This window comes from Achromobacter sp. ACM04 (assembly GCF_014851465.1).
GTDB classification, from domain to species: domain Bacteria; phylum Pseudomonadota; class Gammaproteobacteria; order Burkholderiales; family Burkholderiaceae_B; genus Achromobacter; species Achromobacter aegrifaciens.
On the sequence record NZ_JACUZS010000004.1, the window covers coordinates 622451 to 647447 of the forward strand.

Sequence of the window (24997 nt, forward strand, 5' to 3'; positions counted from 1 at the left end):
TTTTATGCTCTTGGTTTTCCCATTCCGTTTCGCCGTGACAGTGAGCGCCCCCCAACAATCTCCCGTCGACCTCAGTGACATCGTTTTCACCGACTGGGTCGAACGCTGGCTGCCCAAGTCCTGGCGGCCCTATGCCCGCCTGTGCCGCCTGGACCGCCCGATCGGCACCTGGCTGACCCTGCTGCCGGCCATTGCGGCGCTGATCCAGGCCGCGGGCGGCCTGCCGGACCTGCAGCGGCTGATCGTGTTTTCGCTGGGCGCCCTGCTGATGCGCGGCATCGGCTGCACCGTCAACGACATGTGCGACCGCAACTTCGACAAGCACGTCGAGCGCACGCGTTTCCGCCCTCTGACCAGCGGCCAGCTGACGATGAAGAACGCGGTCTGGTTCCTGCTCGGGCAATTGCTGGTCTGCGGGTCGCTGCTGTTCTTCCTGAACGAAATGAGCCGCTGGCTGGCCGTGGCCGTGCTGCCTTTCGTCTTCATCTACCCGCTGTGCAAGCGTGTCACCTACTGGCCGCAAGTGGTGCTGGGCATCTGCTTCAACTGGGGCATGCTGATGGCCTGGTCGGACACGCAGAACCACGTGCCGCTGGCCGCCATCGCCATGTGGGCGGGCGCCGTGCTGTGGCAGGTGGGCTACGACAGCATCTACGCCTACGTGGACGTGCGCGACGACCGCAGCCTGGGCCTGCATTCCACCGCCATGCGCTTTGGCGACCAGGGCAAGCTCTGGATCGGCGGCTTCTATCTGGCCACCATCGTGCTGTGGGCCTGGGGCGGCTACGCCATCGGCCTGTCGTGGGCCTATCAGGTCGGCATGGTGGCGGTGGCCGTGCACCTGGCGTGGCAGTTGAAGGTCTTCGACATCCAGCGCCCCGACCGCAACTTCATGCTGTTCCGCGCCAACCTCTGGCTGGGCGCGCTGCTGGTCGCCGCCGCACTGGCCGGCACGCTGATTCGCTGACGTCCTGCCGGCGCGGCAACGAACCCGGTCGATCGGCGGGGTCCGCGCCGCGCTGAGGCTGCGTTGATGCCGCGCATTGCGAGCATCGCGCGCAAGGCCCATGATGGAACCTCCGCAACGCATTACGGAGACCACGCATGCCCTCATTGCTCAAATCCCTGGCCTTGACGGCCGCCGCAGCCGCCGCCTTCGTGGCCATTCCGGCCCAGGCCGCCAGCGATTGCTCGGCCCAGCGCGGCTGCGCCGCCAAGTTCTGCGAAATCGAAAACGCCATCGCCGCTGCCAAGGCGCAGAACAATACCCGCCGCGAAGCCGGCCTGCGCAAGGCCCTGGCCGAAGCCAAAGCGAATTGCACCGACAGCCGCCTGCAATCCCAGCGCGAAGCCGACGTGCGCGAGAAGCAGAACAAGGTCGCCGAGCGCGAAAGCGAGCTCAAGCAGGCCCGCGCCAAGGGCAAGCAGGACAAGATCGACAAAGCCCAGCGCAAACTGGACGAAGCCCAGGCGGAATACAACGCCGCGCTGGTCGAACTGAACCGCTGATTCCCTCCTCCTTGCCGGTCCCGGGCTTTTCCGGGGCTGCGCCCCCCACTCCCCCCGCCGCCAGACCTCCGCCCTACCGGGTGGACTACCTCCTATGGTGTCATCAAATGGAAATTCCACCACCCATGGTGCCATTTGGTGAAATGGAAACCTATTAGTCTTCTTTTTGGAAAGATGTTTTCAGAGAATCAGGGTTTATCCGGAGATGATTTGCGCCCAGAATGCATCTCATCGGGACACAGCAAGCGAACCCCAGGCAATCAGGCCAGCGGTTCGGCTCCCAAGCTCAAGACATTGGAGGTCTGCTATGAAAACCCTTGCTACCGCTTTGATGCTGTCCATGTCCGTTCTGGCTGCCGGCGCCCAAGCCGCCGAGGCTGATCAGGGCCCGACCCGCGCTCAGGTCCAAGCCGAACTGCAACAAGCCAAGGCCTCGGGCCAATACACCTTCGGCGAAGAAGGCTACCCCGCCGCCATCGCCCCGAAGTCGACCCTGACCTCGCAGCAAGTGCAAGCTGAACTGCAACAAGCCAAGAACGCCGGTGAAGTGACCTTCGGCAACCTGGACTACCCGCCCGTCGCCGCGGCTGAACAAGCCACCTCGCTGACCCGCGCCGAAGTCCGCACCGAACTGGCCCAGGCCAAGTCGGAAGGCCTGGTCACCTTCGGCAACCTGGACTACCCGCCCCTGGGCAGCTGATCCCCCCCTGGCCTCCCCGGCCAGGCAGCGCCCCAAAGCCCTCCGGCCCCAAACCGGAGGGCTTTGTTTTTGACGTTTCGATATTTAATTAAGTCGAATTGACGTTACCTATGGCCGATTCGACTATTTAGTCTCTACACATCGACAGCGACCGCGCATAGGATGAGCTCACCCTCTCCCCCATCCATGCAGGAGCCGCACCATGACCACCGCCTCTCCCCGGCCCGTCGTACTTCTGGGCGCCGGAAAAATCGGTTTCGCCATTGCCCTGATGCTGGAACGCAGCGGCGGCTATTCGGTACTGGTAGCCGACCAGGATCCCGAACGGCTGCGCATCGTGGCCGAACTGGGTTGTGAAACCCGTCAGATTTCCGGCGACGACTCCGTGGCGCAATGCATCGAGGGGCGTTACGCGGTCATCAACGCGCTGCCCTTTCACCGCGCCGCCGCGGTGGCCGGCCTGTGCGCCAAGGCGGGGGTGCACTACTTCGACCTGACCGAAGACGTGGCCAGCACGCACGCCATCCAGGCGCTGGCGGAAGACGCCCGCAGCGTGCTGATGCCGCAATGCGGCCTGGCCCCGGGTTTCATCGGCGTGGTCGGCAACGCGCTGGCGCGCCGCTTCGATACCCTGCTGGATCTGCGCATGCGCGTGGGCGCCCTGCCGCGCTATCCCTCCAACAGCCTGCGCTACAACCTGACCTGGAGCACCGAGGGACTGATCAACGAGTACTGCAATCCCTGCGAGGCCATCGTCGACGGCCAACTGACCAGCGTGCCCGCGCTGGAAGGCTACGAGACCTTCGCGCTGGACGGCGTGGAGTACGAAGCCTTCAACACGTCCGGCGGACTGGGCACCCTGCCCGCCACCTTGCGCGGCCGCGCCCGCAACGTGGACTACAAATCGGTGCGCTACCCGGGCCACTGCAGCATCATGAAATTGCTGCTCAACGACTTGCGCTTGCGGGACCGCCGCGACCTGCTCAAGGAAATTTTCGAAGCCGCCATTCCCACGACCGAACAGGACGTGATCGTGATCCAGGCTTCGGCATCGGGCCGCCGCCATGGCCGGCTGGAAGAGGAGTCCTACCCCATCCGCATCTTCGGCGCGGACGTCGACGGCCATCGCCTGAGCGCGATCCAGCTGTCCACCGCCGCCGGCATCTGCGCCGCGCTGGATCTGGTGGCGCAGGGCGCATTGCCGCAACGCGGGTTCGTCGGGCAGGAAGCCATCGATCTGGACGCGTTCATCAACAACCGCTTTGGCCGCGTGTACGCGGGCAAGCCGCTGGCGCTGGCGGGCAGCGGCGCCATGGCCGACCGCTGAACCACGACGCGCCCTCATGCGTCCTGCCCCGCGAGAGCGCAGGACGCTAGCTCCAGCCTTCCAGCCGCAGCGTCGCGCGCACCAGGCGCTGCTCTTCCTGCTCGATATCGGCCAGGCTCTGGCGCACGCTGTCCACGTGGTCCGCGGCCGCCTTGCGCGCCTGCTCCGGCTGGCGCGCCGTCACGGCGTTGAACAGCCGCGTGTGCTGCCGGTCGATCTGGCGCTTCTCGGGTTGGCGGTGGTACAGGTTGTTGACGCAGGCGAAGACCGAGCCCAGCAGCAAGTCCGTCAGCGATTGCAACGTATGCACCAGCACCGGATTGTGCGAAGCCTCGCAGATGGCCAGGTGAAAAGCATGGTCCAGATGCGCGTGCGTCGCCGTGTCGGTGGCCGTGCCCTGCGCCGCCACCATTTCGTCATAACGGCGGCGGATCATGATGAAGTCCGCCTCGGTGCCGCGTATGGCCGCCAGCCGGGCAGACTCGGCTTCCAGCAGCGAACGCACTTCCAGCAGGTCGTAGAGCGTGCGCGGCTGCGAATTGAACAGGTGCATCAGCGGACCGGCATCCACCTTGGATATGTGCGCCACATACGAACCCTTGCCTTGCGCGGTGTGGATGATCTCGCGCGCACGCAAGAGCTTGAGCCCTTCGCGTAGGGCCGTGCGCGACACGCCCAGCTTCTCGGTCAGACGCCGTTCGGAAGGCAGCGCCTGGCCGGCCTTCAGCACGCCGTCCAGGATCAGGCGTTCGATCCGTTCGGCGACCTCGTCCGCCACCTGGCGAGGCTTTTCTTCAGTTTCCGCGTACATGCACTCTCCGCACCAGTGGTATGACCAAGCGCATCCCCGATCGGACCTCTTGCATAACACCCCCGTAAGTAGCTGATATAAAACCATAAAAATTACGACTTTGCCCATACGGCAGTGCACAAACTGGTATGACCAGTGGGTTTTGATATGGACATTGCGGCAGGCGCGAACGATGATGTCGAGACCAGATACGCCCGGCGCGCGGCGTCGGCCAGTCCCTTACCGCTAGAGAACCGCATGACTCAACGCATCCAGCATCACGGCCTGCAAGTGGCGGCCAATCTCAATCAATTCATCGAACAGGAAGCCCTGCCCGGCACCGGCCTGGATGCCGAAGGCTTCTGGCAAGGCTTCGCGGCCCTGGTGGACGACCTGGCTCCGAAGAACCGCGCGTTGCTGGCCGAACGCGACCGCCTGCAGGCCGAGCTCGACGCATGGCACCGCGCCCACCCCGGCCCCATCGCCGATCCGGCCGCCTACCGCAAATTCCTGGAAGGCATCGGCTACCTGCTGCCGCAGCCGGCCAGTGTGCGCGCCACCACCGACAACGTCGACACCGAGATTTCGCAGCAGGCCGGCCCGCAGCTGGTCGTGCCCATGTCCAACTCGCGCTACGCGCTGAACGCCGCCAACGCGCGCTGGGGCAGCCTGTACGACGCGCTCTACGGCACCGACGCCATCCCCGCCACGCCCGGCGACACGGGCCGCGGCTACAACCCGGAACGCGGCGCCGCCGTCATCGCCCGCGCCCGCGCCTTCCTGGACACCGCCGCCCCGCTGGCCCAGGGCTCGCATGCCGACGCCCGCGGCTACACCGTGGAAAGCGGTCAACTGCGCGTGGCGCTGGCCAACGGCTCGACCGGCCTGAAGAATCCCGCGCAATTGGCCGGCTACCAGGGCGAGGCCTCCGCGCCTACGGCCATCCTGCTCAAGAACAACGGCCTGCACTTCGAAATCCAGATCGACCGCAGCCACAGCATCGGCGCCACCGACGCCGCAGGCGTCAAGGACGTGCTGGTGGAAGCCGCGCTCACCACCATCATGGACTGCGAGGATTCCGTCGCCGCCGTGGATGCCGAGGACAAGGTCCATATCTACCGCAACTGGCTCGGCCTGATGAAGGGCGACCTGACCGAAGAGGTCACCAAGGGCGGCAAGACCTTCACCCGCAAGCTCAACGCCGACCGCGACTACACGCGTCCCGACGGTTCGCCGCTGACCCTGCATGGCCGTTCGCTCATGTTCGTGCGCAACGTCGGCCACCTGATGACCAACCCGGCCATCCTGGACCGCGAGGGCCGCGAAATCCCCGAAGGCATCCTGGACGCCGTGGTCACCAGCCTGGCCGCGCTGCAGGACCGCAAGCACAAGCTGAATTCGCGCACCGGTTCCGTCTACATCGTGAAGCCGAAGATGCACGGCCCCGTCGAAGCCGCCTTCGCCAGCGAACTGTTCGACCGCGTCGAAGACCTGCTCAAGCTGCCGCGCAACACCCTGAAAATGGGCATCATGGACGAAGAGCGCCGCACCAGCATCAACCTCAAGGCGTGCATCGAGGCCGCCGCCGCGCGCGTGGCCTTCATCAACACCGGCTTCCTGGACCGCACCGGCGACGAAATGCACTCCAGCATGGAAGCCGGCCCGATGCTGCGCAAGGGCGACATGAAGTCCACCGCCTGGATCACCGCCTACGAGCGCAACAACGTGCTGGTCGGCCTGGATGCCGGCCTGCGCGGCCGCGCCCAGATCGGCAAGGGCATGTGGGCCATGCCGGACCTGATGGCCGCCATGCTGGAACAGAAGATCGCCCATCCCAAGGCCGGCGCCAACACCGCCTGGGTGCCTTCGCCCACCGCAGCCACGCTGCACGCGTTGCACTACCACCAGATCGACGTGCAGGCGGTGCAGCAGGAGCTGGAACGCACCAAGCTCGACAGCGTGCGCGATGACCTGCTGGGCGGCCTGCTGACGGTGCCGGTCGGCGATCCGTCCAAGTGGTCCGCGCAGGACATCCAGCAGGAGCTCGACAACAACGTGCAGGGCATCCTGGGCTACGTGGTGCGCTGGATCGACCAGGGCGTGGGCTGCTCCAAGGTGCCGGACATCCACAACGTCGGCCTGATGGAAGACCGCGCCACGCTGCGCATCTCCAGCCAGCACATCGCCAACTGGCTGCGCCACGGCGTGACCAACCGCGAGCAGGTCATGGAAACCTTCAAGCGCATGGCCAAGGTGGTCGACGGCCAAAACGCGGGCGATACGCTCTACCGCCCGATGGCCGGCAACTTCGACACCTCGCTGGCATTCAAGGCTGCCTGCGCGCTGGTGTTCGAAGGCCTGACCCAGCCCAACGGCTACACCGAGCCGCTGCTGCACAAGTACCGCCTGGAGTTCAAGGCCAACCAGGCCTGATCCCGGCGCGCTTTTGCCGCAACAAGACCGGACAGCCTGGCTGTCCGGTTTTTTTTCGGGGCGCGACCCTGAAAAAAGCCAGGTCAATTTCGCACGGTCGTGCTAAATTTGCCGCATGACTGCCAAAACCGAGAAAAGCGAGCTGACCTTCGCGGCCATTGTGGACGCGGCCCTGGACATGGCCGCGGCGCAAGGCATGGAGAGCCTGTCGCTCGGCCAGGTGGCCAAGCGCCTGGGCATCAGCAAGAGCGGCGTGTTCTCGCGCGTGGGCTCGCTGGAAGCCCTGCAGCAGGCGGTGCTGGACGAATACGACCGGCGCTTCCTTGAAGCCGTGTTCACCCCGGCCCTGGCCCATCCCCGCGGCCTGCCGCGGCTCAACGCCCTGGTCTCGCTCTGGATCGAGCGCGCCAGCAATGTCGAAACGCTGACGGGCTGCATCTACGTGGCCGGCGCCTTCGAATACGACGACGTGGAATCCCCGCTGCGCTCGGTGCTGGAGGGCAATCTACGGCGCTGGCGCAGCGCCATGCTGCGCACGGTCAACCAGGCGCTCGAAGCCGGCCACGTCAGGCCGGACACGGATCCCGAGCAGCTCGTATTCGAGGTCTACAGCTTGATGATCGGGCTGATGCACGATGCCCGCTTCCTGCGGGATCCCAAGGCTCCCCAGCGCGTGCGGGCGGCCTATGAACGATTGATTTCCACCTACCGCAGTTTCAAGTACCTCGAGTAGCCGTATTTCCAGCGCCGGCCCGTGCCGGCAATTCTTTACTTTAATTTCGCACGGCCGTGCGAAATTTTCCAGGAGCCTGACATGTGGATCGTTATCGCAGTGATCGCCGTTTCAGCCGGGGGCAGCGTCTGGCTGCAGTGGCGCGAGCTGCTCAAGCAGTTACCAGACCGCGCCGAGCATCTGGTACTTTTCTAGAAAGACATGGCCATCCCGTTCTATATTTCGAGTTCGCCTGTCCCGAACGTCGTCATGCCGCGCTCCAATCATCTACTGATCATCGATCCGCAGAATGACTTCTGCGACCTGCCCGAGTCGTACCTGCCCACGGATCCCGTGACGGGCGCCGCGCACGCGCCCGCCCTGCCTGTGGCCGGCGCCCACGCCGACATGCAGCGGCTCGCGCACTTCATCGACACGACCGCGCCCGCGCTTACCTCGATCACGGTGACGCTGGATTCGCACCATCGCCTGGACATCGCCCATCCGACCTTCTGGTCCACCGGCGACGGCCAGCCCGTGGCGCCGTACACGCAGATCACGGCGGCACAGCTGCGCGCGGGCGATTTCCGGCCGCGCCACGACGACGACCTGCCGCGTACCCTGTCGTACCTGGACGAACTCGAGGCGCGCGGCCGCTACACGCTGATGGTGTGGCCGCTGCATTGCGAAATCGGCACCTGGGGCCACAACGTGCATGCGGACGTGCGCGCGGCTTACAGCCGCTGGGAAGACGAGCGCCAGTTCATCGTGCGCAAGGTGCCCAAGGGTATGAACCCCTGGACCGAACACTACAGCGCGCTGATGGCCGAAGTCCCTGATGCCGACGATCCGCGCAGCCAGCTCAACCGCAGCCTGCTCGATTCGCTGGACCGCGCCGAACTCATCCTGATCGCCGGCCAGGCCGGCAGCCATTGCGTCAAGGCCACTGTCGAACACCTGGCCGAGCACCTGCCCGGCCGCGACCTGTCGCGCCTGGTGTTGCTGACGGACTGCATGAGCCCCGTCGCGGGCTTCGAAGACGCACAGGCAACCTTCCAGCAACGCATGCGCGACCTGGGTATCCAGGCGCGCACCAGCGTCGACATGGCGCGGGCGCTGCTCGCGGCCTGATCCCGCCGCGCAAAACACAACGGCCGCCTGCTTGCGCATGGCGGCCGTGGTTGATGGGCTGCGTGGAGCGGGAACGCTCAGGCGGCGCCGCCGTGCTTGCCGTCGCACTCCACGTACAGCGCGCCGATGGCCTCGCACAATGCCGCGGGCTGTTGGAACAGGCGCGCCACCAATATGCAACCTTGCACCGTGGCGAACACCGCGCGGCCAGCCGCCTCCGGCGTGCCAGAGAACTTCATCGTGCCCTGCGCCGCGCCTTCGGCCAGCACGCGTGCCAACCAGGCTTCGTGCGCGCGGAAGAATCCTTGCAATGCGCCACGCACGCGTTCGGGCAGCGAATTGACCTCGGCCGCCAGCATGCCGGCCAGACAGAGCTCGCCCGACCCGCAGGCGCGCGATTCCATCATCGACAGATATTGGTCGAGCTGCGCTTGCGCCGGCAGCGACGTGTCGATCCCGCGCATCGCGGCCAGCGCGCGCGCGCTGTAGGCTTCGACGGCCTCGTAGAGCAAGTCGTCCTTGCCCGGAAAGTAATAGTGGATGCTGGACGTCTTTACGCCCACATGCTCAGCCAGGTCGCGGTAGCTGAAGCCGTTGCATCCGCGCGTGCGGATCAGCTTCTCGGCATGGGCCAGAAGCTGTTCGCGAGTGGTGTTGGAAGTAGGAGTGTCCATGGCTGAATATTACCTACTAATAGGTTGATTCGTCATCGGTTCCGGCAGCGTTGCCACTGCTCCAAAACCCTTGCGGACCCCGGCCGGGAATCATCCCGCCCCCCGGGATCCGCATGTACCGGCATGAAGCTCAGCCTTGCACGGGCGGGTAGTCCAGCTCACCGCTGTCGGTCAGGCCATGCGCGCGGGCGGCGGCCAATTCCTGCTGCACTTGCTTGCGGCTCTTGTCGCCGGCCGAGGCAAACATCGTGGCGGCGTAGCCTTCTTCGCCCGACACCAGCTCGCCATTGGCGCGCGCTTCGGCCAGTTCCTGCTGCACCTGGGCGCGGGTCACCGTGCTTTCCGTGTTCAGGGGAGGCGGATAGTCCAGTTCGCCGGCTTGGGCGGCGCCGATGAAGGAAGCGGACAGGATCAGGGCGGATACGAGGGTCTTCATGGTTGATCTCCAGTAAGGATCAGGTGCTGCGTCAGGGTTTCGATGGAGCTATCTACTTATAGATAGACATCGAGGGAAAAAAACTCAGCCTTGCACGGGCGGGTAAGCCAGTTCGGCGCTGTCGGTCAGGCCTTGGGCGCGGGCGGCGGCCAGTTCCTTCTGGACCTGGGCGCGGCTCTTGTCGCCAGAGGCGGCAAAGATCGTGGCGGCGTAGCCTTCTTCGCCAGACACCAGTTCGCCATTGGCGCGGGCCTGGGCCAGCTCTTGCTGCACTTGGGCGCGGGTCACCGTGCTTTCGGTGTTCAGGGCAGGCGGATAGTCCAGCTCGCCGGCTTGGGCGGCGCCAATGAAGGAAGCGGACAGGATCAGGGCGGATACGAGGGTCTTCATGGTTGATCTCCAGATAACGATTGCGTAGCGGTTCAAAAAACTATCTACTTATAGGTAGACAAGAAGGGAAATAAAAAAGCGGTCCTACTGTATTTCTGGTTTCGACGTCGGCGGGTGTTTGGTTTGCTGCGTCGATGGATGAATCTTATCTACTACTAGGTAGATAGCGCAAGGGGGTTTTGTGAAACAAAATAATTCCAGCAACACCAGGACTTCGCCTCACCTATGCCGGAATGGCGCCCCATCCGCGAGTCGGCCTCTCGAACGCGTCGGCCCACACTACCGCCAGGGGCAACAAAAAACCCGGTAAATCAGGAATTTACCGGGTTCTTGTTGAAGTCTGATGCCGCGCTGTGGCTTAGAACGGAATATCGTCGTCCATATCCGCCAGATTAGCGCCGCTGCTGGCCGGAGCCGCGGCGGGAGCCGGGCGCTGTTGCGGGGCCGGGCGTTGGGCCGGGGAGCGCTGCTGCTGCGGGCGCGAAGGCGCGTCGTCGTAGCCGCCACCGCCGCCGAAGCTTGCGCCACCGCCGCCGCCGTCTTCGCGGCCGCCCAGCATCTGCATCTGGTCGGCGACGACTTCGGTGCTGTAGCGGTCAGCGCCGGTGTCCTTGTCTTGCCACTTGCGCGTCTTCAGGCGGCCTTCGATGTAGACCGAGCGGCCCTTCTTCAGGTACTCGCCGGCGATTTCAGCCAGGCGGTTGTACATGACGACGCGGTGCCATTCCGTTTCTTCGCGGCGTTCGCCCGAAGCCTTGTCTTTCCAGGTGGAGGTGGTGGCAATGGACATATTGCAGATTGCCGCCCCTTCGGGGCTGTAGCGGACTTCCGGGTCGCGTCCCAGATTGCCCACGAGTATGACTTTGTTAACCGATGCCATGCCGTTGTCCCTCTGTTGTTGACAGCCTGCGTGTGCGTTGCCGCGGACGCGCCGGCAACAACATAAAAGCGATGATGTTGAAGACCGGCTTCATGAAACACGCCGGTCACCGCAACGATGACCGGCGACGCCGGGTTGAACCCTGAGTGAAGCCCTGATTTGATGCGTATTATCGACGAAAAGCGCCCGCCGCGCCAAACCAGGATGTGACAAAGCCGTCCACCCCAGCCATGGAATTTTCGCGTCTGTTGGGCGCTTTTCGGGGTGGGATCCCGACTTTTCAGCCGGCCCGCGCCGATGCCTGGCGGTCCGGTTCGGGCAACGGCCGCAGGGCCCAGGTCACCGCCAGCCAGATCGCCGACAGGGCGGCGGCGGCGATGAAAACGGCGCTGGAACCGGAATGCGAGGCCAGCCAGCCGCCCAGCGCGCCACCCGCGAACAGGCCGGCGGCCTGGGCGGTGTTGTAGAAGCCCAGCGCCAGGCCCTTGTAGGCCTGCGGCGCGACCCGCGACACCAGCGACGGTTGCAGGGCTTCCAGCACATTGAAGGCCACGAAGAAGCCCGTCAGGGCGGCTGCCAGGGTGTAGAAGCCATGGCTGGCCGCGGGCAGCAAGGCGCACACCAGCACCAGCCCGGCCACGGCGGCGCGCAGGGCGCCGCGATGGGCGCGGCGCTTTTCGGCGACGAACACCACCGGCACCATCAGCACGAAGGAAACCAGGATGACCGGCAGATAGACCTTCCAGAGCTCGCGCGCGTCCAGGCCGCCCACCTTCGCCAGCAGGGCCGGCACCACGACAAACAGCGCCACCTGGATCAGGTGCAGGACAAAAACGCCGAAATTCAGGCGCAGCAGGTCGCTGTGGGTCAGGACTTCGCGCGGCCGGGCGGCCTGCATGGTGCGGGCCTGGGTCAGCGGCACCACGGGCACCACCCAGCCGGCCACGGCCAGGCAGATCACGCCCAGACAGGCGATGGTCCAGAACAGGCCGGACAGGCCCCACCAGCCCACCAGCACGGGCGACAGGACCAGCGACACGGCGAAGGACAGGCCGATCGACCCGCCCACCATGGCCATGGCCCGGGTGCGGACCTCGTCGCGGGTGGAATCCGCCAGCCAGGCGGTGACGGCCGCGGAAATCGCGCCCGCGCCCTGGATGGCGCGGCCGATGGTGATCCAGTACACGTCGGACGCCTGTGCACAGACGATGCTGCCCGCCACGAACAGCAGCAGGCCGAACAGCACCACGGGACGCCGGCCCCAGCGGTCGGACGCCAGGCCGAAGGGAATCTGCATGAAGGCCTGGGTCAGGCCGTACATGCCCAGCGCCAGGCCGACGCGGGCCGGATCGTCCCCGCCCGGCATGCCGGCGGCGGCCACGGCGAAGACGGGCAGCAACAGGAACAGCCCCAGCATCCGCGCGGCGAACAGTCCGGCCAGCGCCACGCTGGCGCGGCGTTCGGACGGGGTCAATTTCAGTTTTTTATCTGCCTGCATGCGAAAAATTCAACGATGACTAGGACTCGCCCGCGCGCGTGGATGTCACACGCTCACGGTCTGATCTGGCGGTGCGGCGCCGCCCCCCGGGTCTATCCAGGCTGGAGTACTGCCCCGAACGCAGGGGGATTCGGCGCGCTATAGTACCAAGTTGGCCTTTGAAACCGCTTAAAAGAGCCCGATGGACGTGACAATACGCATTCGGGGTGCGCGCACCCACAATCTCAAGAACGTCTCGCTCGACCTGCCACGCCACAAGCTGGTGGTCGTCACCGGCTTGTCCGGCTCGGGCAAATCGTCGCTGGCCTTCGACACGCTGTACGCGGAAGGCCAACGCCGCTACGTGGAAAGCCTGTCCGCCTACGCCCGCCAGTTCCTGCAGCTGATGGACAAGCCGGACGTGGACCTGATCGAGGGCTTGTCCCCGGCCATCTCCATCGAACAGAAGGCCGCGGGCCACAACCCCCGCTCCACCGTCGGCACCATCACCGAGATCCACGACTACCTGCGCCTCCTGTACGCGCGGGTCGGTACGCCCTATTGCCCTGACCATGGCCTGCCATTACAGGCGCAAAGCGTCAGCCAGATGGTGGACGCGGTGCTGTCCTGGACGCCCGAAACCCGGCTGGCGGTACTGGCGCCCATAGCCCGCGGCAAGAAAGGCAGTTTCGAGGACGAATGCGCCAGCCTGCAGGCGCAGGGCTACGTGCGTCTGCGCGTGGACGGCCAGCTGACCGAAATCGACGGCATGGCGCCGCTGAAGAAGACCGAGAAGCACGACATCGACGTCGTCATCGACCGGCTGCGCATCAAGCCTGAAAGCAAGCAGCGCCTGGCGGAAAGCTTCGAGACCGCGTTGCAGCTGGCCGAGGGCCGCGCCCTGGCGCTGGACATGGACAGCGGCCGCGAACAGGTCTTCTCCAGCCGCTACGCCTGCCCGGTGTGCAGCCACAGCCTGCCCGAGCTGGAGCCGCGCCTGTTCAGCTTCAACAATCCCATGGGCGCCTGCCCCAGTTGCGATGGCATCGGCCAGGTCGGCTTCTTCGACCCCAAGCGCGTGGTCGCCTTCCCGGAGCTGAGCCTGGCGGCCGGCGCCATCCGCGGCTGGGACCGCCGCAACGCCTTCACGCATTCGCTCTTGACCAGCCTGGCGGCGCACTATGAATTCGACATCGAAGCGCCCTTCGAGGAACTGCCCGAGGCGTTGCGCGACAAGGTGCTGTACGGCTCCGGCGACGAAGAGATCTCGTTCCTCTACCTGAACGAAAAAGGCCGCAGCACGGTCAAGCGCCATACATTCGAAGGCGTGATCCCGAACCTGGAGCGCCGTTGGCGCGAAACCGATTCGGCCACCGTGCGCGAAGAGCTCGGCAAGTACCGCAACATCAAGACCTGCCCGGATTGCGGCGGCTCGCGCCTGCGGCCCGAGGCCCGCAACGTGCTGATCGGCCAGGATCCGCGCGGCGGCGAACGCCACGGTCAGGCCATCTACGAGGTCGAGGCCATGCCGCTGTCGACCTGCCTTACCTGGTTCCGCGACCTGAGCCTGACGGGCGCCAAGCAGGAGATCGCGCAACGCATCGTGCGCGAGATCGAGGCGCGCCTGAGCTTCCTGAACAACGTCGGCCTGAACTATCTGTCGCTGGACCGCAGCGCCGATACCATCTCGGGCGGCGAGGCGCAGCGCATCCGCCTGGCCAGCCAGATCGGCTCGGGCCTGACCGGCGTGATGTACGTGCTGGACGAGCCCTCCATCGGCCTGCACCAGCGCGACAACGACCGCCTCATCGGCACCCTGCAGCACCTGCGCGACCTAGGCAATAGCGTCATCGTCGTGGAGCACGACGAAGACATGATCCGCATGGCCGACTGGGTCGTGGACATGGGACCGGGCGCGGGCGAGCACGGCGGCCAGGTGGTGGCGCAGGGCGACCCGGAAACCGTGCAGCGCGACCCCCAGTCGCTGACCGGCCAGTACCTGAGCGGCGCGCGCGCCATCGCCATCCCGAAGCGACGCCCCGTCAACGACGAACTGTCCTGGCTGACCCTGACGGGCGCCAGCGGCAACAACCTGAAGAACGTGGACCTGCGCATCCCCGCGGGCCGGCTGGTGTGCGTGACCGGCGTGTCCGGTTCGGGCAAGTCCACGCTGGTCAACGACACGCTGGCGGTCGCCGTGTCGCGCCAGCTGCATCATGCACAGAGCGAACCCGCTCCTTACGTGTCGATGCAGGGGCTGGAGAACTTCGACAAGATCATCAGCGTGGACCAGAGCCCCATCGGCCGCACGCCGCGCAGCAACCCCGCGACCTACACGGGCCTGTTCACGCCCATCCGCGAACTCTTCGCGGGCGTGCCGGAAGCGCGCACCCGCGGCTACGACCCGGGGCGCTTCAGCTTCAACGTCAAGGGCGGGCGCTGCGAGGCCTGCCAGGGCGACGGCGTGGTCAAGGTCGAAATGCATTTCCTGCCCGACATGTACGTGCCTTGCGACGTCTGCCACGGCAAGCGCTACAACCGCGAAACGCTGGAAATCCGCTATCGCGGCCGCAACATCAGCGAAGTGCTGGACCTGACGGTCGAGCAGGCGCTGGAATACTTCGAGTCCGTGCCGGCCATCGCCCGCAAGCTGCACACGCTGATCGACGTGGGCCTGTCGTATATCCGGCTGGGCCAGAGCGCTACCACCCTGTCGGGCGGCGAAGCGCAGCGCGTGAAGCTGTCGCAGGAACTGTCGCGGCGCAGCACCGGCCGCACGCTCTACATCCTGGACGAGCCCACCACGGGCCTGCATTTCCGAGACATCGAGCTGCTGCTGCAGGTGCTGAACCAGCTGGTCGACAGCGGCAACACGGTGCTGATCATCGAGCACAACCTGGACGTCATCAAGACCGCGGACTGGGTGGTCGACATGGGTCCCGAAGGCGGCGACGGCGGCGGGCGCGTGGTGGCGCAGGGCACGCCCGAAGACGTGGCCGGCACGTCCGCCAGCCACACCGGACAATACCTGGGCAAACTGCTGCGCCGCTGAACCGGCGCCTGAACCATCACATCAACGGCTAGGAAGGATCGCGGCATGTACACCTTGATCATCGGCAACAAGAACTACTCGTCCTGGTCCCTGCGGCCGTGGATCGCCTTGCGCGCCGCAGGCATACCCTTTACCGAGCAGAAGCTCGGCTTCTTCACCGAGGAATTCTCGCGCCGCGTGGGCGCGGTGTCGCCCGCGGGGCTGGTTCCGGTGCTGCTGGATGGCGAGTTCGCGATCTGGGACACGCTGGCGATCTGCGAGTACCTGGCCGAACGCCATCCCGAAGCCCGCCTGTGGCCCCAGGACGCGCGCGCCCGGGCCCGCGCGCGGTCGCTCACCGCGCAGATGCACAGCGGCTTTGGCGCGATGCGCCAGGCGCTGCCCATGAACGTCGAAGCGCACCTGCCCGGCATCGACTTTCCTGCGGCCGCGCAACAGGACATCGAGCGCCTGCAAGCGATCTGGCGCGACACGCGCGCGGCATTCGGCCAGGGCGGGCCGTTCCTGTTCGGCGAGTTCTCGATCGCCGACGCCTTCTTCGCGCCGGTGGTCTCGCGCTTCACGACCTATGGCATCGCGGCGTCCGGCCCGGTGCGCGACTACATGGACGCCGTGCTGGCGCTGCCCGCCATGCAGGAATGGACCCGCGACGCGCTCGCGGAAGCCACCTTCGTGCCCGAGGACGAGCCCTACCGCAAGCAGCGCTGAAGCACGTCAATCGGCGCGTTCAATCGCGCAGGCGCTGGGCCACGAATTCACGCACCAGCGCCATCGCCGGCGCCTCGGTGCGGCCCGTCAGCGTCACCATTGCAAACAGCGCGTGGCTGCGCAGCGGCGGGTCGGTAGGCAGTTCCGTCAGTTCGCCCGCGGCGATGCCGACCCGCGCCGCGCCCACGATGCCCAGGAATACCGCGTCCGACACGCGCACCGCTTCCAGCACGCTGCCGATTTCATCGCAGCGCAGGCGCATCGCGGTCTGCGGATCCGCCTCGACGCCGAAATGGTCGACCACGATGCGCACGGTATCCGCTGCGAGAAACGTGGACGCCAGCGGATAGGCCGCAACCTCCGCGAAGCGCGCCGGCCGCCCGGCCTGGGCCAGCGGATGGCCGCGGCGGCAGATGAATCCGGCGCGCATTTCCGAGATGGGTTCGATGCGCAGGTCGGCCGCCGGCACGATGCCGCGCGTATCGACCACCAGCGCGTCCAGGCGCCGCTGGCGCAACAGCGCCAGATGGGCCTCGGGCGAGCCGCGCATCACGTCCAGCCGCAACTGCGGATAGTGCCGCGCCACGTGCGCCAGCAGCGGCGTCATGAGCATGACGCCCGGCCCTGAACCCAATCCGATGCTGATGCTGCCCCGGTCGCCCTGGGTCAGCAGTTCCGCGCTGCGGCGCAGCTCGCCCGATTCGAACAGGATGCGCCGCGCGCGGCCGGCGACGGTCAGGCCCAGCGGGGTCAGCTCCGTGCGCTTGCCCATGCGGTCCAGCAGGCGCGCGCCCAGGTCTTCTTCCAGCAGGCGGATGCTGCGGCTGAGCGCCGACTGGGTCAGGTACAGGCGTTCGGCCGCACGGCTGAAGGAACCCGCCTCGGCCACGGCCAGCAGATGTTCGAGCTGCTTGAGATTCATGCCCGGGTCCCGATTAAGTATGAGTTTTTTTTCTAGCTTCCAGAATAACAATTCGTTAGACAACTAGCGAGGCCTGTCCCTAGCATGCGGATCACGACTAGATCATTCCAAGGGGAATTTCGTGAGCATGCTTTCCAATGGCCTGCGCCTGGCCGGCTGTGCGCTGGCGCTGGGCGCGGCGCTGCTGGCCCAGGGCGCCCGGGCCGCAGACTATCCCGACCGGCCCGTCATGATGATGGTGCCCTACCCGGCCGGCGGCGCGTCCGATTCCATCGCCCGCGTGGTGGCCCCGCCCGTCTCCAAGCAACTGGGCCAACCCGTGCTGGTGGAGAACCTGGGCGGCGTAAGCGGCGCGCTGGGCGCACAGAAGGTGCTGGGCGCCAAGGCTGACGGCTATTACCTGTTCCAGGGCTCGCCCAACGAGCTGATCCTGTCCCCCATTGCCAATCCCGCGGTCAAGCTCAAGAGCGAGGATTTCCGCCTGGTGCAGATGATCGGCATGGCCCCATTGGTGATCGTGGCGCGCGCCGACCTGCCCGCCAACAATGCCGACGAGCTGGTCACGCTGGCGCGCTCGCGCTCGGCCACCCAGCCGCTGACGTTCGGCAGCGTGGGCGTGGGTTCGCTGTACCACGTGCTGGGCGAGCACATGGCGCGCACCATCGGCGCCAACATGATGCATGTGCCCTACAAGGGCGGCGCGCCGTTGATGCAGGACATCGGCGGCGGCCAGGTGGACCTGGCCATCCTGCCGCTGTCGCAGCAGCAGGTGGCGCTGGCCGAGCAGGGCCGCATCAAGCTGCTGGCCAGCCTGGACCCGCAGCGCAGCCAGTTGCCCGCGCTCAAGACCGTGCCGTCGGTCAACGAAGGCCAACTGCTCAAGGGCTTCAACTTCACCACCTGGACTGGCTACTTCGTCAGGCGCGACACGCCGCAAGACGTGGTGGCGCGCCTGAACGCAGCGCTCAACGCCGCCATGCAGGATGCGGCGGTGAAGGACAGCCTGGCGCACCAGAACATCGAAGTCTCCGCCCCCATGAGCGCGGAACAGGCCGACGCCATGTACCGCGCCGAGACCGAGCGCTTCCGCGAAATCTCCAGCCACGTGAAACTGGCAGGCAACCAGTGACCCGATTCCAGGACCTCTCCGACATGCATCCCATCCTGCAGGCGATGACCGCCCAGGCCGACGAATTCGTCTCGATCCGCCGCGACATCCACCGCCACCCCGAACTCGGCTTCCAGGAATTCCGCACCAGCGACCTGGTGGCGCAGTGCCTGACGCAATGGGGCTATGAAGTGGAACGCGGGCTGGGCGGCACCGGCGTGGTGGGGCAGTTGCGCCGCGGCAGCGGCGGCAAGCGCCTGGGCCTGCGCGCCGACATGGACGCCCTGCCCATCCAGGAAGCGACGGGCCTGGAACACGCCAGCTGCAACGAAGGCGTCATGCACGCCTGCGGCCACGACGGCCACACCGCCATGCTGCTGGCGGCCGCGCACCACCTGGCCAGGCATGGCGACTTCGACGGCACGCTCAACCTGATCTTCCAGCCCGCCGAGGAAGGCCTGGGCGGCGCCAAGCGCATGATGGAAGACGGACTGTTCAGCAAGTATCCCTGCGACGCCATCTTCGCCATGCACAACATGCCGGGCCATCCGCAAGGCCGCCTGCTGCTGCGCGACGGCGCCGCGATGGCTTCGTCCGACAACGTCACCATCGTGCTGGAAGGCGTGGGCGGGCACGGCGCGATGCCGCATTGCGCCGCCGATCCGGTGGTGGCTGGCGCGGCCATCGTGCTGGGCCTGCAAAGCATCGTCGCCCGCAATATCGATCCCCTGCACATGGCGGTGATCACGGTCGGCGCATTCAACGCAGGCAAAGCCAACAACGTCATCCCCCAGACCGCCACGCTGAAACTCAGCGTGCGCGCGCTGGACCGCGGCGTGCGCGACACGCTGCAAGCCCGCATCACGGAACTGGTCCACAGCCAGGCGGCCAGCTATCAGGTGCGCGCCACCATCGACTACGGCCGCGGTTATCCCGTGCTGGTCAACACCCGCGAAGAAACCGATTTCGCGCGCCAGGTGGCGGTGGAACTGGTGGGCGCCGACCAGGTGGAACTCCAGACCCGCGCGCTGACCGGCAGCGAGGACTTCGCCTTCATGCTGGAGGAAGTGCCAGGGTCCTACCTGCTGGTGGGCAATGGCGATGGCTCGGCGGAAGGCTTCAACAGCGGGCATGGGGCCTGCATGGTGCACAACCCGGGCTATGACTTCAACGACCACAGCCTGCCCGTGGGCGCTGCCTACTGGGTGCTGCTGACGCAGCGCTATCTGGCGGGCTGAGGCCGCGGCGCAAGCCTGAGGCCCACGGGCCTCAGGCCATCTCGAACAGGCGCTTGTGCTCGCGGATGGCGTAGCGGTCCGTCATGCCCGCGATGTAGTCGGCGATGGCGCGGGCCTGCTCGTTGAAAGCCGGCCGGCGATAGTCGGGCGGCAACAGCCGCGGATCGTCCAGGAAAGCCGCGAACAGCTCGCGCACGATGCGCCGCGCCTTGGTCGTCATGCGCAACACGCGGTAGTGGCGGTACAGGTTGTCGAACAGGAATTTCTTCAGCGCGTCGGCCTCGCTCCGGATCTCGGGCGAAAAGGTCGCCAGCGGCGGCGCGCGGCGCACGTCGTCGGCAGTGGCGGGAGCGAACTCGCGGATGCGCGCCAACGAGGTCCGCGTCAGGTCGACGATCAGCGTATTGATCATGCGGCGTATGGTCTCGGCCACCGCGCGACGCGCAGCCAGCCCCGGATAGCTTTCCAGCACGTGGGCGTGGTGGCGCTCGAAGATCGACACTTCCTTCAGCTGTTCCAGCGTGATCAGGCCCGAGCGCAGGCCGTCGTCGATGTCGTGGTTGTTGTAGGCGACCTCGTCCGCCAGGTTGGCCAACTGCGCCTCCAGCGAGGGTTGGGTGCGGTCGAGGAAGCGCTGGCCCACGTCGCCCAGCTGCCGCGCATGCGCGGCCGAACAATGCTTGAGGATGCCTTCGCGCGTTTCGAAGCACAGGTTCAGGCCGTTGAAGTCCGCGTAGCGTTCTTCCAGTTCGTCCACCACCCGCAGGCTTTGCAGATTGTGCTCGAAGCCGCCCGCCTCCGGCGCCAATTCGCGCATGCAGGCGTTGAGTTCATCCTGGCCCGCATGACCGAACGGCGTGTGGCCCAGGTCGTGCGCCAGCGAGATGGCTTCGGTCAGGTCTTCGGACAGGCCCAGGCTGCGCGCCAGCGTGCGCGCAATCTGGGCCACTTCCAGGCTGTGGGTCAGGCGGGTGCGGAACAGGTCGCCCTCGTGGTTCACGAAGACCTGGGTCTTGTATTCCAGGCGCCGGAAGGCGCTGGAATGGACGATGCGATCGCGGTCGCGCTGGAACTCCGTCCGGTTTTCCGGCGGCGGCTCGGCATAGGTCCGCCCGCGCGATTGAGACGGGTGGGATGCATAGGAAGCCAGTTCTTTCATCTGCAACACCGTCTCCATCACGGCTATTGGGTGGTGCGGGCCAGCACGGCGCGCACGGCGTCGTCGGGGGCCGCGCGCATCATGGCCTCGCCGATGCGGGTCATGAGCACGTAGCGGATCGAGCCGCCTTCGGTCTTCTTGTCGACCTGCATCAGGTCCAGCCAGCGGTCGGCGCCCAGGTCGGGGGCCACGACGGGACAGCCGATGGCGACCACCAGCGCGCGCACGCGCTCCACGTCGGCACGGTCAAAGCCGGCGACGTCGGCCGACAGCTCGGCAGCCTGCACCATGCCGCAACCGACGGCTTCGCCATGCAGCCAGGCGCCGTAGCCCAGGCCGGATTCGATGGCGTGGCCGAAGGTGTGGCCCAGGTTGAGGATGGCGCGCAGGCCGGACTCGCGCTCGTCCTTGCCCACCACTTGCGCCTTGAGTTCGCAGGAGCGGCGGATGGCGTAGGCGACCGCCTCGGGGTCCAGTTCGCGCAGCTTCTGCGCATTGTCCTCGCACCAGGACCAGAATTCCGGGTCCAGGATCAGGCCGTACTTGATCACTTCGGCCAGGCCCGCGGACACCTCGCGCGCCGGCAGCGTGTTCAGCACGTCGGTGTCTATTTCGACTGCGACCGGCTGGTAGAACGCGCCGATCATGTTCTTGCCCAGCGGATGGTTGACGGCGGTCTTGCCGCCCACCGACGAATCGACCTGCGACAGCAGCGTCGTGGGCACCTGCAGGAAGCGCACGCCGCGCATGTAGACCGCGGCCGCGAAACCGGTCATGTCGCCGATGACGCCGCCGCCCAGCGCCACCAGCACGCAGCGGCGGTCCAGGCGGTTGCCCAGCAGCGCGTCGAAGATCAGGTTCAGCGACTGCCAGTCCTTATAGGCCTCGCCGTCGGGCAATTCGATGCGCAGCACCCGCTTGCCGGTCCGGGCCAGCGCGGCTTCGGCGCGCTCGCCGTACAGGGCGGCGACGGTCGGGTTGGTCACCACGGCGATCGCGGTGGCGTCGGCGGGGATGCACTGGTCCAGGGCGTCCAGGCGGCCGGGGCCGATGTGGATCGGGTAGGCTCCGCCCGGGGTGTCCACGTGTACTACGTTCATATGCGCTTCTCGAAGGCTTGCAGTTGCGGCAGCAGCGCCTTGACCAGGGTGTGTATGGGCATGGCGCCCGTCTCCACCACCAGGTCGGCTACTTCCTTATAGAGGGGTTCCCGCAGGGTCATGAGATCGCGCAGCGTGCCGCGCGGGTCGGCCGTGGCCAACAGGGGACGGTTGCGGTCGCGGCAGGTGCGGCGGAACAGTTCGTCCACGCTGGCGCGCAGGTAGACCACGATGCCGCGCTCGCGCAGGCGCTGACGGTTTTCCGGCGCCAGGATCGCGCCGCCGCCGGTGGCAAGAATTATGTTGCGCCGTTGGGTACACTCTTCCAAGGCGGCAGATTCCCGGCGACGAAAACCGGCTTCGCCCTCGATTTCGAAGATTACCGGCACCCGCACGCCGCAACGCGCCTCGAGCTCATGATCCAAGTCCATAAACTCGCGCCCCAGGGCACGCGCCAGGCCACGCCCTATGGTGGTCTTGCCCGCGCCCATCATCCCGACCAGGAAAACCGGCAGGTCATGCGGCAGCGTGGCGGCCTTGCCTGTGCACTCGATCGCGCAAGGCTGGTTTTCGGGCGTCTCGCAGGAGGACGCCGGGTCCGGGTCAGCCTCCGGACATGAGTTAGCGGAAAAGTTCATGACGGCATTATCACATCAGCCGCCAGTTGCCCGCCTACCACACTGAACGATTTTGTTACAGAAACCGGTGCCCCGTGCCAAGACGGACCCGGAGATACCCGTAAAATCGCCGCGATGAGCAAGCCCCAGAATTCCTCCAAGAAAGACAAGCCCGCCAAGAGCGGTTCCCCGATACTGCGATTCTTCGTAAAAACCGGCATTTTCTTTGCCGGCCTGTTCCTGTGCGGCGTGCTGCTGGCTGGGATGGCGTTGGCGCTGGCCTGGCCCAACCTGCCCGACCTGAACGCCATGACGGACTACCGCCCCCGGGTGCCGCTGCGCGTCTTTACGGCGGACCGCGTCCTGATCGGCGAATTCGGCGAAGAGCGCCGCAACGTGCTGCGCTTCAACGAAATCCCGGACGTCATGAAGTCCGCGGTGCTGGCGGCCGAGGACGACCGCTTCTACCAGCACGGCGGGATCGACTGGATGGGCGTGGCGCGCGCCGGCCTGACCAACCTGGTCAGCATGTCGAAGTCGCAGGGCGCCAGCACCATCACGATGCAGGTGGCGCGCAACTTCTACCTGTCGTCGGAAAAGACCTATTCGCGCAAGTTCTATGAACTGCTGCTGACCTTCAAGATCGAGTCGGAGCTCACCAAGGACCAGATCCTCGAGCTCTACATGAACCAGATCTACCTGGGCCACCGCGCCTATGGTTTCGCGGCCGCCTCGCGCACCTACTTCGGCAAGCCCCTGTCCGAAGTCACGCCTGCGGAAGCCGCCATGCTGGCCGGCATCCCCAAGGCGCCCTCGCGTTTCAACCCTATCGCCAACCGCCCGCGCGCCGAGCTGCGCCAGCGCTACGTGCTGGGCCGCATGCACTCGCTGGGCTACCTGACCGAACCGGAATACCAGCAGGCGCTGGCCCAGCCCATCGTCATGAAGTCCGCGGAAGGCACGCCGGCCGGCGGCTATTCCATCCATGGCGAGTACGTGGCGGAACTGGCACGCCAGCTGTTGTTCAACGTGTACCAGGACAACGTCTATTCGCGCGGCATCAATATCTACACCACCGTGCAGTCCAAGGACCAGGAAGCGGCCTACCGCGCCGTGCGCGAAGGCGTGCTGGAATACACGCGCCGCGCGCCCTACCCCGGCCCCGAGGAACAGCTCGACCTGCCGCCGGGCACCGAGAACAACCCGCAGGCGCTGGACGAATTCCTGGACGGCGTGTTCGACAAGTTCAGCGACAGCGGCGACCTGCTGACGGCGCTGGTGCTGTCGGCCAGCCCCACCGAAGTGAAGCTGGCGCGCAGCTCGCGCGAGATCATCACCGTCACCGACAAGAAGGTGCTGGGCGTCGTGGCGCGCGCGCTGAACGACAAGGCCAAGCCCGAGCAGCGCATCAAGCGCGGCTCCGTGGTCTACATCCGCAAGTTCGGCGACAACTGGGAAATCATCAACCTGCCTTCGGTGCAGGCGGCCTTCGTGGCGCTGTCGCCGCAAGATGGCGCCATCCGCGCCATGGTCGGCGGCTTTGACTTCTACCGCGGCAACTTCAACCGGGTGACGCAAGCCTGGCGCCAGCCGGGTTCGAACATCAAGCCCTTCATCTACGCCGCTTCGCTGGAACGCGGCCTGACCCCGGGCACGCAGATCTCGGACCAGCCCTTCGAACTGACGGCCGCGCAGACCGGCTCCAAGGCCTGGAACCCGAAGAACTACGGCAATCAGTACGAACCCATGCTGACCCTGCGCCAGGGCCTGTACAAGTCCAAGAACATGGTGTCGATCCGTATCCTGCAGGCCATCGGCCCGCAGTACGCGCAGGACTACCTGACCCGCTTCGGCTTCGACAAGGCCCGCCAGCCCGCCGTGTTGCCGCTGGCGCTGGGCGCGGGCTCGGTCACGCCCTTGCAGCTGGCCGGCGCCTTCTCGGTGTTCGCCAATGGCGGCTACCGCGTCACGCCCTACCTGATCGACCGCGTCACCGACAGCAGCGGCAAGGTCATCATGCAGTCCAAGCCGGTCGTGGCCGGCGACGCCGCGGCCCGCGCCATCGATCCGCGCACGGCCTGGGTCATGGACGACATCCTGCGCGGCGTGGCCACCTACGGCACCGCAGCGCGCGCCCGCGTCCTGCTCAAGCGCAACGACATCGCAGGCAAGACCGGCACCACCAACGAATCGGTGGACGCCTGGTTCTCCGGCTACACCCCGTCGCTGGTCGCCACCGCGTGGCTGGGCTTTGACCAGCCCAAGTCCCTGGGTTCGCGCGAAACCGGCGGCGGCGTCGCCATGCCGATCTGGGTCGATTACATGCAGACGGTCCTCAAGGGCGTGCCCGAAGAGAAGCCGCGTCCCCGCCCCGATGGCCTGCTGGTCGAAAACGGCGAGTTCTACTTCTCCGAATTCCCGCCCGGACAAGCGGTGGCGCGCCTGGGCTTGCCCGAGGCCGACACGCTGGGTGAGTTCCTCAACGGCCTGAACGGCAGCACCAGCGAGGAAACCCGGATCAAGGTGGCGCCGGGCGTAGGTACGCAAGGCAACACGCCCTGGTCCCAGAAGATTCCGTTCTGACGCGCAAATGACAAGGCCGGCCCCATGGGGCCGGCCTTTTTTTCGCCTGAA

Annotated in this window: 22 protein-coding genes; 12 read left to right on the plus strand and 10 right to left on the minus strand. The window is 66.3% G+C overall.

The genetic code is table 11. The annotated features are described in order from the left end of the window. Positions 1-40: 40 nt before the first annotated feature. The 4 genes from ubiA (at position 41) to IB259_RS24810 (ending at position 3536) form a co-directional block, all read left to right on the plus strand. Entirely contained in the window at positions 41-967 is a 927-nt protein-coding gene (gene ubiA / locus IB259_RS24795) for a 4-hydroxybenzoate octaprenyltransferase (RefSeq protein WP_054457303.1), read from the plus strand. A 137-nt stretch (positions 968-1104) separates the two neighbouring features. After that, the gene (locus IB259_RS24800) at positions 1105-1509 is read left to right on the plus strand and encodes a DUF1090 domain-containing protein (protein WP_192330374.1); all 405 of its coding nucleotides are present in this window, start codon (positions 1105-1107) and stop codon (positions 1507-1509) included. A 307-nt stretch (positions 1510-1816) separates the two neighbouring features. Next, positions 1817-2209 (plus strand): DUF4148 domain-containing protein, encoded by a 393-nt coding sequence (locus IB259_RS24805; RefSeq protein ID WP_082401215.1) that lies wholly within the window; start codon positions 1817-1819, stop codon positions 2207-2209. A gap of 202 nt (positions 2210-2411) precedes the next feature. Further along, positions 2412-3536, plus strand: coding sequence for a saccharopine dehydrogenase family protein (locus tag IB259_RS24810; protein ID WP_054457155.1), 1125 nt, complete (start codon positions 2412-2414; stop codon positions 3534-3536). Between the two features lie 46 nt (positions 3537-3582). Here IB259_RS24810 and glcC read toward each other — a convergent pair whose 3' ends face one another. Then, positions 3583-4347, minus strand: a complete 765-nt coding sequence (glcC, locus tag IB259_RS24815; protein WP_013396917.1) for a transcriptional regulator GlcC — start codon at positions 4345-4347, stop codon at positions 3583-3585. Between the two features lie 237 nt (positions 4348-4584). Here glcC and IB259_RS24820 point away from each other — a divergent pair, with 237 nt between their 5' ends. The 3 genes from IB259_RS24820 to IB259_RS24830 all read left to right on the plus strand — a co-directional run bounded on the left by IB259_RS24820 (position 4585) and on the right by IB259_RS24830 (position 8602). Then, positions 4585-6759 (plus strand): malate synthase G, encoded by a 2175-nt coding sequence (locus tag IB259_RS24820; protein ID WP_119449716.1) that lies wholly within the window; start codon positions 4585-4587, stop codon positions 6757-6759. Between the two features lie 115 nt (positions 6760-6874). Beyond that, a complete protein-coding gene (locus IB259_RS24825; RefSeq protein ID WP_175181581.1) occupies positions 6875-7492 on the plus strand; it encodes a TetR/AcrR family transcriptional regulator in 618 nt (205 codons plus the stop codon). Between the two features lie 249 nt (positions 7493-7741). Further along, entirely contained in the window at positions 7742-8602 is an 861-nt protein-coding gene (locus IB259_RS24830) for a hypothetical protein (protein WP_054457305.1), read from the plus strand. Between the two features lie 77 nt (positions 8603-8679). Here IB259_RS24830 and IB259_RS24835 read toward each other — a convergent pair whose 3' ends face one another. From IB259_RS24835 to IB259_RS24855, 5 genes are all read right to left on the minus strand, one after another. Further along, entirely contained in the window at positions 8680-9276 is a 597-nt protein-coding gene (locus tag IB259_RS24835) for a TetR/AcrR family transcriptional regulator (protein WP_054457159.1), read from the minus strand. Positions 9277-9406: 130 nt separating this feature from the next. Then, complete coding sequence (locus IB259_RS24840) at positions 9407-9712, minus strand: DUF4148 domain-containing protein (RefSeq protein WP_054457161.1); 306 nt, start codon at positions 9710-9712, stop codon at positions 9407-9409. A gap of 84 nt (positions 9713-9796) precedes the next feature. Beyond that, positions 9797-10102, minus strand: a complete 306-nt coding sequence (locus tag IB259_RS24845) for a DUF4148 domain-containing protein (protein ID WP_042795957.1) — start codon at positions 10100-10102, stop codon at positions 9797-9799. A 358-nt stretch (positions 10103-10460) separates the two neighbouring features. After that, positions 10461-10982, minus strand: coding sequence for a single-stranded DNA-binding protein (gene ssb, locus IB259_RS24850; RefSeq protein WP_192330376.1), 522 nt, complete (start codon positions 10980-10982; stop codon positions 10461-10463). A gap of 280 nt (positions 10983-11262) precedes the next feature. After that, positions 11263-12480 carry an MFS transporter gene (locus IB259_RS24855; RefSeq protein ID WP_054457175.1) on the minus strand — a complete coding sequence of 406 codons (1218 nt, stop codon included), beginning with the start codon at positions 12478-12480 and terminating at the stop codon, positions 11263-11265. 187 nt (positions 12481-12667) lie between these two features. Here IB259_RS24855 and uvrA point away from each other — a divergent pair, with 187 nt between their 5' ends. Then, positions 12668-15511 carry an excinuclease ABC subunit UvrA gene (uvrA, locus tag IB259_RS24860; protein ID WP_370126359.1) on the plus strand — a complete coding sequence of 948 codons (2844 nt, stop codon included), beginning with the start codon at positions 12668-12670 and terminating at the stop codon, positions 15509-15511. 45 nt (positions 15512-15556) lie between these two features. Continuing rightward, a complete protein-coding gene (locus IB259_RS24865) occupies positions 15557-16219 on the plus strand; it encodes a glutathione S-transferase family protein (protein WP_054457179.1) in 663 nt (220 codons plus the stop codon). 19 nt (positions 16220-16238) lie between these two features. Here IB259_RS24865 and IB259_RS24870 read toward each other — a convergent pair whose 3' ends face one another. After that, entirely contained in the window at positions 16239-17141 is a 903-nt protein-coding gene (locus tag IB259_RS24870; RefSeq protein ID WP_192330377.1) for a LysR family transcriptional regulator, read from the minus strand. A gap of 127 nt (positions 17142-17268) precedes the next feature. On the opposite strand from IB259_RS24870, the gene IB259_RS24875 reads away from it, so the two are divergent. Both IB259_RS24875 and IB259_RS24880 read left to right on the plus strand, forming a co-directional pair. Further along, on the plus strand, positions 17269-18270 hold the full coding sequence (locus tag IB259_RS24875; protein WP_192330416.1) for a tripartite tricarboxylate transporter substrate binding protein: 1002 nt from the start codon (positions 17269-17271) through the stop codon (positions 18268-18270). A gap of 23 nt (positions 18271-18293) precedes the next feature. Further along, positions 18294-19487: a M20 aminoacylase family protein gene (locus IB259_RS24880; RefSeq protein WP_054457184.1), complete on the plus strand. Its 1194-nt coding sequence runs from the start codon at positions 18294-18296 to the stop codon at positions 19485-19487. Between the two features lie 31 nt (positions 19488-19518). On the opposite strand, the gene IB259_RS24885 is transcribed toward IB259_RS24880, so the two are convergent. The 3 genes from IB259_RS24885 to IB259_RS24895 are packed head-to-tail and all read right to left on the minus strand — an operon-like array spanning position 19519 to position 22384. Continuing rightward, positions 19519-20646, minus strand: coding sequence for a deoxyguanosinetriphosphate triphosphohydrolase (locus tag IB259_RS24885; RefSeq protein ID WP_175181583.1), 1128 nt, complete (start codon positions 20644-20646; stop codon positions 19519-19521). Between the two features lie 23 nt (positions 20647-20669). Beyond that, entirely contained in the window at positions 20670-21746 is a 1077-nt protein-coding gene (gene aroB, locus IB259_RS24890; RefSeq protein ID WP_125472556.1) for a 3-dehydroquinate synthase, read from the minus strand. Continuing rightward, positions 21743-22384 carry a shikimate kinase gene (locus tag IB259_RS24895; RefSeq protein WP_054457189.1) on the minus strand — a complete coding sequence of 214 codons (642 nt, stop codon included), beginning with the start codon at positions 22382-22384 and terminating at the stop codon, positions 21743-21745. Before IB259_RS24895 ends, aroB begins: the two co-directional genes overlap by 4 nt. A 114-nt stretch (positions 22385-22498) precedes the next feature. Between IB259_RS24895 and IB259_RS24900 the strand changes: the two genes are divergently transcribed. Next, the gene (locus tag IB259_RS24900; protein ID WP_054457191.1) at positions 22499-24946 is read left to right on the plus strand and encodes a penicillin-binding protein 1A; all 2448 of its coding nucleotides are present in this window, start codon (positions 22499-22501) and stop codon (positions 24944-24946) included. The last annotated feature ends 51 nt before the right edge of the window (positions 24947-24997 follow it).

What these genes read in the sequence shown, in the direction of transcription:
- IB259_RS24800 (WP_192330374.1), top strand. Translation starts at nt 1,105, where the DNA reads ATGCCCTCATTGCTCAAATCCCTGGCCTTGACGGCCGCCGCAGCCGCC.
- IB259_RS24805 (WP_082401215.1), top strand. Translation starts at nt 1,817, where the DNA reads ATGAAAACCCTTGCTACCGCTTTGATGCTGTCCATGTCCGTTCTGGCT.
- IB259_RS24810 (WP_054457155.1), top strand. Translation starts at nt 2,412, where the DNA reads ATGACCACCGCCTCTCCCCGGCCCGTCGTACTTCTGGGCGCCGGAAAA.
- glcC (WP_013396917.1), bottom strand. Translation starts at nt 4,347, where the DNA reads ATGTACGCGGAAACTGAAGAAAAGCCTCGCCAGGTGGCGGACGAGGTC.
- IB259_RS24820 (WP_119449716.1), top strand. Translation starts at nt 4,585, where the DNA reads ATGACTCAACGCATCCAGCATCACGGCCTGCAAGTGGCGGCCAATCTC.
- IB259_RS24825 (WP_175181581.1), top strand. Translation starts at nt 6,875, where the DNA reads ATGACTGCCAAAACCGAGAAAAGCGAGCTGACCTTCGCGGCCATTGTG.
- IB259_RS24830 (WP_054457305.1), top strand. Translation starts at nt 7,742, where the DNA reads ATGCCGCGCTCCAATCATCTACTGATCATCGATCCGCAGAATGACTTC.
- IB259_RS24835 (WP_054457159.1), bottom strand. Translation starts at nt 9,276, where the DNA reads ATGGACACTCCTACTTCCAACACCACTCGCGAACAGCTTCTGGCCCAT.
- IB259_RS24840 (WP_054457161.1), bottom strand. Translation starts at nt 9,712, where the DNA reads ATGAAGACCCTCGTATCCGCCCTGATCCTGTCCGCTTCCTTCATCGGC.
- IB259_RS24845 (WP_042795957.1), bottom strand. Translation starts at nt 10,102, where the DNA reads ATGAAGACCCTCGTATCCGCCCTGATCCTGTCCGCTTCCTTCATTGGC.
- ssb (WP_192330376.1), bottom strand. Translation starts at nt 10,982, where the DNA reads ATGGCATCGGTTAACAAAGTCATACTCGTGGGCAATCTGGGACGCGAC.
- IB259_RS24855 (WP_054457175.1), bottom strand. Translation starts at nt 12,480, where the DNA reads ATGCAGGCAGATAAAAAACTGAAATTGACCCCGTCCGAACGCCGCGCC.
- IB259_RS24865 (WP_054457179.1), top strand. Translation starts at nt 15,557, where the DNA reads ATGTACACCTTGATCATCGGCAACAAGAACTACTCGTCCTGGTCCCTG.
- IB259_RS24870 (WP_192330377.1), bottom strand. Translation starts at nt 17,141, where the DNA reads ATGAATCTCAAGCAGCTCGAACATCTGCTGGCCGTGGCCGAGGCGGGT.
- IB259_RS24875 (WP_192330416.1), top strand. Translation starts at nt 17,269, where the DNA reads ATGCTTTCCAATGGCCTGCGCCTGGCCGGCTGTGCGCTGGCGCTGGGC.
- IB259_RS24880 (WP_054457184.1), top strand. Translation starts at nt 18,294, where the DNA reads ATGCATCCCATCCTGCAGGCGATGACCGCCCAGGCCGACGAATTCGTC.
- IB259_RS24885 (WP_175181583.1), bottom strand. Translation starts at nt 20,646, where the DNA reads ATGAAAGAACTGGCTTCCTATGCATCCCACCCGTCTCAATCGCGCGGG.
- aroB (WP_125472556.1), bottom strand. Translation starts at nt 21,746, where the DNA reads ATGAACGTAGTACACGTGGACACCCCGGGCGGAGCCTACCCGATCCAC.
- IB259_RS24895 (WP_054457189.1), bottom strand. Translation starts at nt 22,384, where the DNA reads ATGAACTTTTCCGCTAACTCATGTCCGGAGGCTGACCCGGACCCGGCG.
- IB259_RS24900 (WP_054457191.1), top strand. Translation starts at nt 22,499, where the DNA reads ATGAGCAAGCCCCAGAATTCCTCCAAGAAAGACAAGCCCGCCAAGAGC.